Origin of the sequence: Streptomyces sp. NPDC059224 (assembly GCF_042754285.1) — a bacterium.
In the GTDB taxonomy this organism is placed as follows: Bacteria; Actinomycetota; Actinomycetes; order Streptomycetales; family Streptomycetaceae; genus Streptomyces.
Genome location: NZ_JBHZAN010000001.1, coordinates 486360 through 499367, shown reverse-complemented (window position 1 = coordinate 499367; position 13008 = coordinate 486360). Strand labels below are relative to the sequence as shown.

11 protein-coding genes and 1 rRNA gene are annotated in these 13008 nt (G+C 69.7%); 2 read left to right on the top strand and 10 right to left on the bottom strand.

Features of this window, described 5'->3' with window-relative positions; all coding sequences use genetic code 11:
- Positions 1–167 precede the first annotated feature (167 nt).
- Positions 168–284 (top strand): 5S ribosomal RNA (gene rrf, locus ACFXI4_RS02365).
- Positions 285–347: 63 nt separating this feature from the next.
- Here the strand turns inward: rrf and ACFXI4_RS02360 are convergent.
- Entirely contained in the window at positions 348–899 is a 552-nt protein-coding gene (locus ACFXI4_RS02360) for an isochorismatase family protein (RefSeq protein WP_384987391.1), read from the bottom strand.
- A 104-nt stretch (positions 900–1003) separates the two neighbouring features.
- Between ACFXI4_RS02360 and ACFXI4_RS02355 the strand changes: the two genes are divergently transcribed.
- Positions 1004–1561, top strand: a complete 558-nt coding sequence (locus ACFXI4_RS02355) for a GNAT family N-acetyltransferase (protein WP_384987430.1) — start codon at positions 1004–1006, stop codon at positions 1559–1561.
- On the opposite strand, the gene ACFXI4_RS02350 is transcribed toward ACFXI4_RS02355, so the two are convergent.
- From ACFXI4_RS02350 to ACFXI4_RS02310, 9 genes are all read right to left on the bottom strand, one after another.
- A complete protein-coding gene (locus ACFXI4_RS02350; protein ID WP_384987389.1) occupies positions 1558–3099 on the bottom strand; it encodes a type IV secretory system conjugative DNA transfer family protein in 1542 nt (513 codons plus the stop codon). The two genes, ACFXI4_RS02355 and ACFXI4_RS02350, sit on opposite strands and share 4 nt — an antisense overlap.
- A gap of 13 nt (positions 3100–3112) precedes the next feature.
- A complete protein-coding gene (locus tag ACFXI4_RS02345; RefSeq protein WP_384987387.1) occupies positions 3113–4531 on the bottom strand; it encodes an ATP-binding protein in 1419 nt (472 codons plus the stop codon).
- Between the two features lie 14 nt (positions 4532–4545).
- The gene (locus ACFXI4_RS02340) at positions 4546–6105 is read right to left on the bottom strand and encodes an SCO6880 family protein (protein WP_384987385.1); all 1560 of its coding nucleotides are present in this window, start codon (positions 6103–6105) and stop codon (positions 4546–4548) included.
- On the bottom strand, positions 6102–7448 hold the full coding sequence (locus tag ACFXI4_RS02335) for a hypothetical protein (protein ID WP_384987383.1): 1347 nt from the start codon (positions 7446–7448) through the stop codon (positions 6102–6104). The genes ACFXI4_RS02340 and ACFXI4_RS02335 overlap by 4 nt, the downstream gene beginning before the upstream one ends.
- Positions 7438–8265, bottom strand: coding sequence for a hypothetical protein (locus tag ACFXI4_RS02330; protein WP_384987381.1), 828 nt, complete (start codon positions 8263–8265; stop codon positions 7438–7440). Before ACFXI4_RS02330 ends, ACFXI4_RS02335 begins: the two co-directional genes overlap by 11 nt.
- A 141-nt stretch (positions 8266–8406) precedes the next feature.
- Positions 8407–8715 carry a hypothetical protein gene (locus ACFXI4_RS02325; RefSeq protein WP_351328461.1) on the bottom strand — a complete coding sequence of 103 codons (309 nt, stop codon included), beginning with the start codon at positions 8713–8715 and terminating at the stop codon, positions 8407–8409.
- A gap of 349 nt (positions 8716–9064) precedes the next feature.
- Positions 9065–10375, bottom strand: a complete 1311-nt coding sequence (locus tag ACFXI4_RS02320; protein WP_384987379.1) for a peptidase S8 — start codon at positions 10373–10375, stop codon at positions 9065–9067.
- Between the two features lie 371 nt (positions 10376–10746).
- Complete coding sequence (locus ACFXI4_RS02315) at positions 10747–12120, bottom strand: peptidase S8 (protein ID WP_384987377.1); 1374 nt, start codon at positions 12118–12120, stop codon at positions 10747–10749.
- Between the two features lie 266 nt (positions 12121–12386).
- Entirely contained in the window at positions 12387–12989 is a 603-nt protein-coding gene (locus ACFXI4_RS02310; RefSeq protein ID WP_384987375.1) for a TetR/AcrR family transcriptional regulator, read from the bottom strand.
- Positions 12990–13008: the final 19 nt, after the last annotated feature.

The window sequence follows — 13008 nt, the reverse complement described above, 5'->3', positions numbered from 1 at the left end:
GTTGATAGGCCGGATCTGGAAGCACCGTGAGGTGTGGAGGTGACCGGTACTAATAGGCCGAGGGCTTGTCCTCAGTTGCTCGCGTCCACTGTGTTGGTTCTGAAACCACGAACGGCCCCATGTCCTGGGTTACAGGGTGTGGTGCGGCTGAAACAGTTTCATAGTGTTTCGGTGGTCATAGCGTGAGGGAAACGCCCGGTTACATTCCGAACCCGGAAGCTAAGCCTCACAGCGCCGATGGTACTGCAGGGGGGACCCTGTGGGAGAGTAGGACACCGCCGAACAAATTTTGGGAAAGGCCCACGCCATATGGCGTGGGCCTTTCTGTATTTAGGGGTGTTGTCCCGTCAGAACGTCACGTCTGCCGTGGCGACCGTGCCGCCTTTTCGGCCGGGGGCCTCCTGCCACTGCCAGTAGAGGTTGGTGTGCGAGACGACCTGCTCCGGAGCCGGCGCACCGTACGCGGTGAGGTCCTCCGTGGTGTGGGCGTCGCCGACCAGGGTCGCGTCGTACCCGCGGACCATCGCGCCGTGCAGGGTGGAGCGGATGCAGGCGTCGGTCTGGGCGCCCGTGACGATCATGCGGCCCACGCCGTGTGCGGCCAGGACGGACTCCAGCTCGGTGTCCTCGAAGGAGTCTCCGTAACGCTTGTGGATGAGGGGCTCGGTGGCTTCCTCACGGGACAGCTCCGGAACGTACTGCCAAGGAGCGCTGTCCGGCTTCAGCTCGTCGCTGGAGTGCTGGATCCAGACCACCGGGACCGTCTCGGAACGGGCCTTGGCGAGCAGGGTGTTGATGTTGGCGATGACCTCGTCGCGGTTGTGGGAGCTGTCCACCACCCCGTTCTGCACATCGACGATCAGCAGGGCGGTGTTCGGGCGGTTCGGCAGAGTCGTCATGGCGTCCACACTAGGCCGGGGCACTGACACCGGGCCCTCTGCGAGCTGTCGTAAACGAGGTGAGCGAGGTGGACGGTGGCGGCTACCGTGGCCGTATGGATGCGATGACCAGCGGTGACTACGGTGTTCGCGGGATACGGGCCGAGGAGTGGGAAGCCGTGAAGCGGCTGCGGCTGGTCGCGCTGCGGGACCCCGTGGCGCGTATCGCGTTCCTGGAGACCTACGAGGACGCCGTGGACCGGCCGGACTCCTTCTACCAGGATCGGGCCGCGCGGTCGGCCGAGGAACCCAGTGGTGCGCGGCAGTTCATCGCCGAGACGGCGGGCGGGGAGTGGGTCGGGAGTCTGACCGTGCTGATCGAGGAGGCCGGGTCGACGGACTGGGCAGGGGCCCGGGTCGAGCGGCGGCAGGGGCATGTGGTCGGGGTGTTCGTGCGGCCGGAGCACCGGGGGAACGGCCTGATCAAGGCGCTGTTCGACACCGGTGTGGCCTGGGCGCGGGAGCGGGGTGCCGAGCGGGTGAGGCTGCTGGTGCACGAGGGCAACCCACGGGCCCAAGGTGCGTACCGCAAGGCGGGGTTCGTGCCGAGCGGGGTGCTCATGCCGTTCGTCAAGGACGAGACGGAGAACGAGGTCGAGTTCGTTCTGGAGTGGCCTTCCTAGGCGGTCGGCTGGACCGGCAGTTCGCGGTGCGGCCAGCGGGACCTGGCCTGTTCGTGCGAGCGGAGCAGGGCGAGGGTCGGCAGGCCCTGTTCGACACCGGTGGTGAGCAGATCGGGCAGTTGGGGGAGCGGGGCGACGGCCGCGACGTCGTCCAGGACCAGGGTCAGTGGTGGGTCGAGCCGACCGGAGGATGACCGTTCGGCCATGCGCCGGCCGCGCTCGACCACGCTGGAGGCGAGAGCCGTCAGAAGAGGCATCGCGCCCGGGTTGGTCCTGGGGTCTTCGATGGATTCACCGACCACATAAAGCGTGCCCCCTTCGGAGACGAAGGAATCCAGGGCGAGTGCATCGGATCGGTTGGGTGTGCAGGCTTCGCGGATGTTGACCGTGAAGAGGGCGGCGAGGGCCCGTGCGGTCAGCTCCTGGGCGATGTCCCGGCGTTCGGGGTGCGAGGTGAGAGCGGCTTCGAGTTCGCCGGCCGCGCCGGGGGCCGCCTTCGGGTGGGTACGGAGGGTTCGTACGGCGTCCTGGACGCCGGTGCCCTGGGCCCAGCGGTGGACGTGGCGGACCGTGCGGTTCTCCAGGGCGGCTGCGTGCAGGTAGCTGCGCAGGAGGGTCTCGGCCGTGTCGGTGACCGCCTGGTCGATCCTGGCGGTGGGTTTCACGGGGGCGAGGAGTGCCTGGGCGCGCTGCACCGCGGTCTGCTTGTCCTCGCAGTGGGCCGTGGGGGACCAGTGGAAGCGGGCCGGGGTGTCGCAGAGGTGGTTCGGGTCGTAGAGGAGGTTCGGGCCGAGCTTGGCCCGGGCGTCCTTCGTGTCCGACCAGAGGGCCGGGTTCGAGGTGATGACGAGGGTGGGGCCGGCCGCGTCGCGGATGGCCTGGGCCGCCGTGGCGTGGCGGGCTTCCCGGGGGGCGACGTGGATCTTCGTCCAGCCGTTCAGCCGTTCACCGCCCGGGGCGGGGTGAGGGTAGAAGCCGTCGGGGGCGGCGCCGGTCCGCCGACCGGCCGTGGGCGCGAGGCCCGCTTCCGGGCCCGTCGACTCGAGGACCAAGGGCTCCGGGACGATCGGCTCCGGGGCGAGGAGCACGGTCGGCTGCGGGCCGGTTTGCGGTTCCGCGCGTGGCTCGGGGACCGGTGTCGTCGCCGCGGCGAGCCTCTCCGCGGTGCGTCTTCTTCTTCCCGCGCGCCATCTCGCCACCGTGCCCATCACGAAGACCGTCAGGACCAGCAGGATCATCAGCTGGCCGATGAACAGGCCCCAGAACAGGCCCCATCCCGACAGCCGGGCCGGCGGTGTGTCCGGCCAGGCGCCTGTGACGTCCCGCGGTTCGCCGATGAGGTGGCGCATCGCGGGCGGGGTGTGGGCCAGGTCGACGGTCGACGGCCAGGTGCCGTGGGAGAACCAGGCCGCCAGGCCGGTCGCCGTCCACACCAGTGCCGTGATGCCGAGCAGGAACGCGAGTATGCCGATCAGCAGGCCGTCGGGAATGCCGCCGCCGCTGTGCTGTCCGCGTTCCTGCCGGGGGTCCGGTCTCACGATCGGGTCCTCCCTATGCCACCGTCGATTCCGAGTCGCCGAGGTGTTGTTCGACGAAGGTCGCCGCCCGTTGTTCCGCCTCCAGCTCCGCGGCGTGCAGGGCGTCGTCGGCGGCGGCGAGCTGGTCGGCGGACGACTCGGTCATCGCGCGGTCCGTGAAGACGAGCGGGCGTTCCGTCTCGGTGACCAGGTGCTTGACCACCTGGACATTGCCGTTGACGTCCCAGACGGCGATGCCGGGGGTGAGGGTCGGGATGATCTCCACCGCCCAGCGGGGCAGGCCCAGCACCCGGCCGGTGGCGCGTGCCTCGTCCGCCTTCTGGGCGTAGATGGTCCGGGTCGACGCCATCTTGAGGATCGCCGCCGCCTCCTTGGCTGCCGCACCGTCGACGACGTCGGAGAGGTGGTGGACGACGGCGACGAAGGAGAGGCCGAGCCGGCGGCCGAACTTCAGCAGGCGCTGGAAGAGCTGGGCCACGAACGGGCTGTTGATGATGTGCCAGGCCTCCTCGACCAGGAAGATGCGCTTCTTCCGGTCGGGGCGGATCCAGGTGTGCTCCAGCCACACGCCGACGATCGCCATCAGGATGGGCATGGCGATGGAGTTGCGGTCGATGTGGGAGAGGTCGAAGACGATGAGCGGGGCGTCGAGGTCGATGCCGACGGTCGTCGGCCCGTCGAACATGCCCCTGAGGTCACCGTCGACCAGACGGTCCAGGACCAGGGCGACGTCCAGGCCCCAGGCCCGTACGTCGTCTATGGCGACGTTCATCGCCTCCGCGGACTCCGGCTCCGGGTGCCGTAGCTGCTCGACGATGTCCATCAGGACCGGCTGGCGGTCGAGGATCGTCTCGTTGACGTAGGAGTGGGCGACCTTGAGGGCGAAGCCCGAGCGTTCGTCGAGGCCGTGGCCCATCGCCACCTCGATGATGGTGCGGAGCAGCGCCAGCTGGCCGGTGGTGGTGATCGACGGGTCCAGCGGGTTCAGGCGGATGCCGTGGTTCAGGGCGGCCGTCGGATCGAGCCGGATGGGGGTTATCCCCAGCTCTTCCGCGATGAGGTTCCACTCGCCGACGCCGTCCTCGCCCTGGGCGTCCAGGACGACGACCTGCCGATCGCGGAAGCGCAGCTGCCGCAGGACGTAGGTCTTCTCCAGGGCCGACTTGCCGTTGCCGGACTCGCCGAGGACCAGCCAGTGCGGGGCCGGGAGCTGCTGGCCGTAGAGCTGGAACGGGTCGTAGATGTAGCCCTTTCCGGAGTACACCTCACGGCCGATGATGACGCCCGAGTCGCCCAGGCCGGGCGCGGCGGTGGGCAGGTAGACCGCCTGGGCCTGGCCGGTCGAGGTGCGGACCGGGGAGCGGGTCGTCTCGACCTTCCCGAACAGGAAGGACGTGAAGGCTTCGGTGAGGACGGACAGCGGGTCCCTCATCAGGGCATCAGCCTCTACCTTCGGATTCCGGTGGCGAAGGGCAGTGTGTTCACGAAGGCGCGGTGGTGCTCGCGGTCGCACCATTCCAGTTTGAGGTACGACTTTCCGGCGGACGCCCTTATCGTGCGCTTGTCGCGGTTGAGGGCTTCCGGGGTGCGGGAGGAGACCGTGATGTAGCCGACCAGGTTGACGCCGGCCGCGCCGCTGGCCAGGTCCTCGCCGCGCTGGTCGAGGCGGTTGTGGGCGGCGATGTCGCGGGGGTCGACGGTCCGGTTCATCTTGGCGGCGCGGGACGCCTCCGCCTCGTCGTTGGTCTTCTCGGTCAGCATGCGCTCGATGGCGACCTCGGTGGGTTCGAGGTCCATGGTGACCGCCACCGTGCGGATGACGTCCGGGGTGTGGACGAGCAGCGGGGCGAGGAAGTTGACGCCGACGGGGGTCATCGGCCACTCCTTCACCCAGGCCGTGGCGTGGCACCAGGGCGCGCGGGTGCTGGACTCGCGGGTCTTCGCCTGGAGGAACGTGGGCTCCATGGCGTCCAGTTCGGCCGGCCAGGCGTTGCGCTGGGTCATCGCCTGGATGTGGTCGATGGGGTGGTCGGGGTCGTACATGGAGTGGATGAGGGAGGCGAGCCGGCCCTGGCCGAGGGGCTGGCGGACGCGGATGTCCGCTTCCTGGAGGCGGGAGCAGATGTCCGTCAGTTCACGGGCCATGACGACCGCGAGACCGGCGTCGCGGTCCAGCTTGCGGCCGGACTGGGGGCGGGCCGCGCGGGCCATCGCCTGGGCCTCGGCGGCCAGTTCGCGGGAGTAGTGCATGCAGGCGACGAGGTAGGCGCGGTGCTGCTCGCTGCTGGTGGAGACCATGGACTGCAGCTGGTCGTACGACTGCGACAGCCAGCTCGGGGCCTTCTCGTCGCCCCGCTGGGCGACGTCCTTGGCGTGGGCGTCGGGGTCGGCCGGGAGGGTGCGGGCGAGCATCTGGAGGCGGGTGACGAAGCCGTCGCCGTTGGCCACGTGCTTGAGCAGGGTGCCGAAGCGGTCGACGAGGGCTTCCTGGTCCTCGGAGTCGCGCAGGCCGACGCCGGGGCCCTCGATCTCGATCGCGGCGGTGACCGTCTTGCGGTCGGCGTGCAGGAGTACGGCGATCTCGTCGGGGCCGAAGGGCGCGGCGAGCCAGCTGATCCGGCCGATGCCGGGCGGGGGGCCGATCTCGACCTCACGGCCGTCGATACGGGTGCCCGCCTCGGCCGCGGCGGAACGGTAGACCGTGCCCTGGCGCAGGCTCCGCTTGTAACTGCGGTTGATCTCGAACCACTTGTAGAACGTGCGGCGCTTGTAAGGGACGTAGACCGCCGCCAGCGCGAGCAGGGGGAAGCCCATGAGGAGCACGATCCGCAGGGAGAGGACCGGGACGAGGAGCCCGCACATCATGCCGAGGAACGCGCCCGCGATGATCAGCACGATCTCGCCGGATTCACGGTTCCTGCCGACGATCGCGTTCGGCCGGGCGCGGCCGATCAGATACGTACGGCGGGGCGTGATCGGATGGGACAGATGGGACTCGGTCGTCAACGCCCTTCACCTCCCGAGCTGTTGTTGCGGGTGTTGCCGGCGTGCGGGGTGTTCATCGGGCCGGGCGCGCGGGGTGCGGGTGCGGCGGAGGGGACAGATCCGCCGCCACCACCGTTCGGGGTGCGCGTGCTGTGCGCGGCGACGCCGCCCGAGGCGGGGTTGGACGGGCGGGCACCGGAGGAGGCGGAACCGCCGCCCCTGCCTCCGCCGCTGTTGTTGTCGGCGCGGGCGCTGTGTGTCCTGATGCCCTGGGCGACCAGGTTGGCGGGGCTGCTGATGACCGCGGCGGCCTTGCCCTCGGCGCCCGACATGATGCGGTTGCTGCGGCCGGCCGCGATCTCGTCGCCGAAGCCGGGGACGAAGCGGTAGATCATCGCGCTGGCGAAGATGGCGAGCAGGATGATGGCGAGGCCGGAGACGACGGCGGAGAAGGCGTCGGGGCCGCCGTCGGTGGACAGGGCGCCGGCGAGGCCGAGCACTATCACGATGACCGGCTTGACGAGGATGACGGCGATCATGATGCCGGCCCAGCGGCGGACGTGGCCCCACAGGTTCTTGTCGACGAGGCCGGCGTAGACGACGGTGCCGAGGAGGGCGCCGACGTAGAGCAGGGCGGCCCTGATGACGAGCTCCAGCCAGAGCACTCCGGCGGCGAGGATGCTGACCAGGGAGACGACGATCAGCATGATCGGGCCGCCGCCGATGTCGTCGCCCTTGTTGAGGGCGCCGGAGAAGGTGCCGAAGAACGTGTCCGTCTGGTTGCCGGTGGTCCTGGCGAGGACGTCGGTGACGCCGTCGGTGGCCGAGACGACGGTGTAGAGGATGAGGGGCGTGAAGGCGGACGCCAGGACCGTCAGCCAGAGGAAGCCGACGGCTTCGGAGATCGCGGTGCTGAGGGGGACGCCTCGCACTGCGCGTTTGGCGACGGCCAGGAGCCAGAGCAGGAGCGTGAGGATCGTCGACGCGGCGAAGACGACGGCGTACTGCTGGAGGAACTTCTGGTTGGTGAAGTCGACGTTGGCGGTCTCCTTCACGGCGTCACTGAGCTTGTCGACGGTCCAGGAGGCGGCCTTGGCGCAGCCCTGAGCGAGCGAGGAGAGGGGGTCGAGGGTGGAGGTCAGGGGGTCGGTGGTCCCCCCACTTCCGCCGGAGCCGCTGTCGTTCTCGCAGTACTTCCTGGCGGGGCCGGCGATCAGTCCGCAGGAGTCGCTGCTGGTCGTGGGCGAAGGGCTCGTGGAGGGGACGGGGGCCGCGAAGGCGTGGCCTGCCAGGACAATGAGGGAGGCCTGCAAGGAGGCCACCAGGCCGGTCAGTTTGAGCGCACGGTGCTGGCTAGCGGGCATAGGTGAACCCTCCGAACTCCTGGACCGCCTTGCTGATCTCGTCGGACCCGGACACGGGGTTGTCGCCGGTGACCGGAGTTGGGCCGGTTCTCTGGCTGGACTCCAGAACCTTCCAGTCGCCACCGCTCCGGCTGAGTTTCATGGTGACGGTGAACCAGTTGTTGGTCACGGGGTTGGTCGAGGTGGTGCCCGCGATGCCGAACAGGCCGTTGCACCAGACCTCGACGGTGGCCGCGCTGTCGCTGTACGACGTCACCTTGGTGCCGACCGGCAGGGTCCGGCTGACGAACGTGCTGCCCGCGGGAGCCGTGCCGTCGGTGTTCAGGCCGACCTTCTTCAGGAAGTCGGCGGAGTAGTCGGCGTCGAAGCCGGACTGCAGTGTGTTCACGGTGCCGGGATCGGCGACGGTCTGCACGATCGCATGCCGTTCGGCGGTGTTGAACATGGCGTCCGAGCCCAGCGTCACCGCATAGTTCGCCGCCGCACTCTGTGCGCCCTGCTGGCTCTGGGCGAACCCTGTCGGAATCCCCTGGCTCTTCGTCTCCACCGGCTTCGTGCCGCTCGCCGCCGTTGACGAGGTGCTCGGCTGCGACCCGTTGCCGCCTGTGGTCTTCGCCGACGGCGAGTCCCCGTCTCCGCCTCTGTTCGCGAAGGCGATCGCCGCGATCAGGAGGACGACCACGCCGACGACCGTCACCAGGCTTCTGGACGAGGAGCGGCCGCCCCGGCGGGAGGCTCCGCCGTAGGGGTCGCTCTCGGGCAGGCGGGTGCGGGTGTGGCCCGTCTCCGGGTAGCCGGGCTCGTCTCCGAGGCTCATGCCGCGTACTCCCCCTCCACGTCGAACCGGAACGCGTAGCAGTACGACGGTAGCCGTGCTGGTTCCCGCGCGGGCGCGGTGTGGTGACTCGACATCAGGGAGACGCAACCTCGGAGCGGGGGTGAGGGAGGTGCAGATTGGCTAGACGGCCATGCCGTACACGATCGTGAACAGGGTGCCGAGTGAGCCGATGATGAAGACTCCGGTCAGTCCGGCGATGATGAGGCCCTTGCCCTGTTCGGCACTGAAGGTGTCGCGGAGGGCCGTGGCGCCGATGCGCTGTTTGGCGGCGCCCCAGACGGCGATGCCGAGGCAGAGCAGGATGGCGACGGCCATGACCACCTGGATCATCGTCTTCGCCTCGTTGCCCAGGCTGCCGAAGGGGCCCCAGTCCGGAGCGATCCCGCCGATGATGGTGTTGATGTCTCCCTTGTCGGCCGCATAGAACACGTAAGTCACCGCCCCTGGTGGGTAGTTCCGTTCGCCCCTGCCGGGTGCAGAGGTCACGCATCATTCTCGCCGAAAACGTCGCCGGAGTATGTCGACTTGACGTCATCGATTGGCGGGTTTCGTACGAAAGGCTCGCACGGTCACTCTGTGTATCACGGCAGGTCACGCCGGGCAATGAGGCCTGAGCGGAACCTGTCGTGCGGTTCCGTCGTTAACCCCCCTTACGACCTGGCACGTTTCATGACGGCCGGTGGGGTGACGGGTCGAGACGATGTTCTCACGGGGGTCAGGGGGAAATGGCCAGTGGGCCCCGGCTGATGCCGGAGCCCACTGGGGTGGTGACGGATGGTCAGCCGGTGAAGGCGGCGACACCCTCCGGGGTGCCCCAGCCGGTCGGACCGTCGTAGCCGGTCGTGGCGGTGCAGTAGTACGAGGTGGGGCAGGTGCCGTTGTTGCCGCTCGTGACGTCGTTGAGGGACGAGGTGCCGGCGTAGGCGTACGGGAACTTGGCCGGGTAGGAGCCGCTGGACGGGTTCCCGGCGAGGGCGTAGACGCCGGCGATGATCGGCGCGGAGACGCTGGTGCCGCCGAAGGTGTACCAGCCGGCGGTGACGCCGTAGGAGTCGTAGACGGAGACGCCGGTGGCCGGGTCGGCGACGGCGGAGACGTCGGAGATCATGCGCTTGGTGCAGCCGGTGTCGGTCTGCCAGGTGGGCTTGGCGTCGTAGGCGGAGCAGCCGGAGCCGGTGCCCTCGGTGCTCGACGTCTTCCACACCGTCTCGGTCCAGCCACGGCTGTTGGAGGACGTCGACAGCTTGGTGCCGCCCACCGAGGTCACGTACTTCGACGCGGCCGGGTACTCGGCGCCGTAGCCCTCGTCGCCGGCGGAGACGGTGATGGCGACTCCGGTGTGGTTGAAGTACGAGGAGTCGTACGAGGTGTCCGAGGAGGACTCGCTGCCGCCGTAGCTGTTGGAGACGAACTTGGCGCCCAGGGTGACCGCCTCGTTCACCGCGGTGCCGAGGTTGGCCATGGTGGCGCTCTTGGCCTCGACCAGCAGGATGTTGCAGTTGGGGCAGATCGCGCTCGCCATGTCGAGGTCGAGGGAGATCTCCTCGGACCAGCCGGCGTCGGAGGAGGGCAGGGAGGTCGTGGAGCCGGTCTGGGAGACCTTCTTGAAGCAGCCGTTGGCCGTGGTGCAGGCGGAGAGGCCGTAGTAGGAACGGTAGGTCGCGAGGTCGGTCTCGGCGTTGGGGTCGTTGTACGCGTCGACGATCGCGATGGTCTCGCCCGAGCCGTTGGAGGCCGCGGCGGAGGTCAGGCCGTAGGCCGTCCGGAGGCTGGTCGGGCTGTAGCCGGAGGGGGTGGAGGCGTCGGCGGCCTTGGGGGTGACGCCGGTCCTCGCGGCCTGCTGCTTCTGGTAGGCGGTGAGGCCGCCGGTGACGCGGTAGGAGTTGCAGGCGAGTTCGCCCGTGTGCTTGGGGGTGGCACAGGGGGTCGCGGTGTAGGTCACCTTGGCGGGGGACACGGAAGGCGCCGCGTCGGCCTGGACGGCGGTGCCGAATCCGGCGAGCAGCAGTGCGGCCGTGGCCGCCGCCGCGGTGCCGAGGCGGCGCCAGCCACCGCGTAGCGAAGCTCTGTCGGGGGGAGTGGAACGCATGCGTGCAGCCTCCTGAGTTCCGGTATGGGGGAGGAACAGGGGCGGTGCGGGTGCGATCTGGTGCGTGGTGGTGCGCGTCGAGAATCCTTTGTTGAGTACGCGACAACAAGAGGGTTCAGGAATCATGACTTCCGCATTGCCGATCAGGGTGTTCGCGTGACCCGTCGATGGCCGGCCGTTGTCCTGCGGATGGCGGGTGCTTGACGCAACGCACAGGCGGTGCACGGGAGTTGCCAAGGTGGCGGGAGCTGCGAAAAACGGGTCACGGCCGGCTGCCGTGACCCGTTTCCCTTTCGGCGCCGCCGAGGGGACCCCACGTCCCCCTCACGGTGGCGGCTCCCCGTGACCCGACGGGGAGGTCCTTCCGGGTCCTAGCCGGTGAAGGCGTCGGTCCCTTCCGGGGTGCCCCAGCCGGTCGGACCGTCGTAGCCCGACCTGGCGGTGCAGAAGTACGACGTGGAGCACGAGCCGTTGGATCCGCTCGTCACGTCGTTCAGGGCGGAGCTGCCGGCCGCCGCGTAGGGGTACTGGGCCGGGTAGTCGCCGCTGCCCGGGGTGCCGGCCAGTGCGTAGACCGAGGCGATGATCGGCGAGGAGGCGCTGGTGCCGCCGTAGGTGTTCCAGCCGGTGCCGTCCGCGCCGTAGGAGTCGTAGACGGAGACGCCGGTGGCCGGGTCGGCGACGGCGGAGACGTCGGAGATCATGCGCTTGGTGCAGCCGGTGTCGGTCTGCCAGGTGGGCTTGGCGTCGTAGGCGGAGCAGCCGGAGCCGGTGCCCTCGGTGCTCGACGTCTTCCAGACCGACTCGGTCCAGCCACGGCTGTTGGAGGAGGTCTTCAGGGCGGTGCCGCCGACGGCGGTCACGTAGCGGGAGCCTGCCGGGTACTCGGCGCCGTAGCCCTCGTCGCCGGCGCTCGCGGTGATGGCCACGCCCGCGTGCTTGTAGTACGAGGTGTCGTACGACGTGTCCGAGGAGGACTCGGAGCCGCCGTAGCTGTTGGAGACGAACTTGGCGCCCAGCTTGACGGCCTCGTTCACCGCGGTGCCGAGGTTGGCGTCCGAGGCCGACTTGGCCTCGACGAGCAGGATGTGGCAGTTGGGGCAGATCGCGCTGACCATGTCGAGGTCGAGGGACTCCTCGCCGGCCCAGCCGCTGTCGGCGGCGGGCAGGGAGGTCGTGGAGCCGGTCTGGGAGACCTTCGTGAAGCAGCCGTTGGCCGTGGTGCAGGCGGAGAGGCCGTAGTGCGACCGGTAGGTCGCGAGGTCGGTCGCGGCGTTCGGGTCGTCGTACGCGTCGACGATCGCGACCGTCTCGCCCGAGCCGTCGGAGGCGGCGGCGGAGGTCAGGCCGTAGGCCGACTGGAGGTCGCTCGGGCCGTATCCGGTGGGGGAGGCGGACGCGGCGTCCGGCTTGAGGGTCTTCGGCGTCACACCCTTGAGTGCGGCCTGCCTCTCCATGAAGGCGGTGGTGCCGCCGGTGACCCGCAGGGCGTCGCAGGCGGCGAAGCCCTTCTTCGGGGTGGTACCGCAGCCGGCCTTCTCGTACCGCACATGGGCCTTGGCGACCTGGGCGGCGACGGCCTTGGTGTCGGCCTGGTGGGCCACGGTGGTGGTGGCGGTGGCCGCGGTGGCGTGCGCCGCGGTGCCGAGTCCGGCCGCGAGCAGGGCGGCGGTGGCCGCGGCTGCCGAGCCGACGTGGCGCCATCTGCCGCGTATGTGGGGGGAGTTGGGGGTGGTCGTACGCAACGTACAGCCTCCTGGAAGAGGGGGACAGAGGCCTGCGGGTGGGGGGCCACCGGCGCGGTTGCCGGTGGGGGCGGCGGCCCGCGACGACCATCGCGTTGTTCAGTACGCGACAACAAGGTGGGTTTCGGAATCCTGACTTCCGCGTTACTGAAGGACGGCCGGGGCTTACTGATCATTGGGCCGCGGATGGCGGGACGTTGGGGTCCGGTTGACCCGGGGCGCCGGAGGGGGCGGCTCAATGCGCGTTGACCGGGCGTACCCGGCGGTCAGCGGGGCTTCAGGCCGTGCAGGACGTGGTGGACGTGTTCGTCGAGTCCGGCCAGGGCCTCGTGGGCCGGCAGGGCGCAGCCGGCGATGAGGGCGGCCAGACCGTGGATGCTCGCGGCCGCGACGAGGGTGAGCCGCTCCGGATCGCCCTCGATGATCTCGCCCCGGGCCTGCGCGTCGGCGACCAGGCGGGTGAAGGACCCCAGGGACGCGTCGATCACCTCGGCGGTCGGCACGGAGCTCTGCGGATCGTGCTTGCGCGCGAACATCAGCTCCAGCAGTTCGGGGTGGTCCACCGCGAAGGTGAGATAGGCCCGGGCGAGCGCGCTGACCCGCGGTTCGAGGGGTGCGGCCGGGTCGTCGGCCGCGTTCAGGGTGCGCTGCAGGCGGTCGTAGCCGCTGAGCGCGAGCGCGTCCAGCAGGGCCTGCTTGTCCTTGAAGTGGCGGCCGGGCGCGGCGTGGCTGACGCCGATGTCGCGGGCCAGTTCGCGCAGGGACAGCGCGGCGACGCCCTTCTCGCGCAGGGTGCGCTCGGCGCTGGTGAGCAGGGCGGCGCGCAGGTCTCCGTGGTGGTAGGGGCGGCTTGGCGGCATGAAGGTCATCGTAACCCGGATGTTGGCG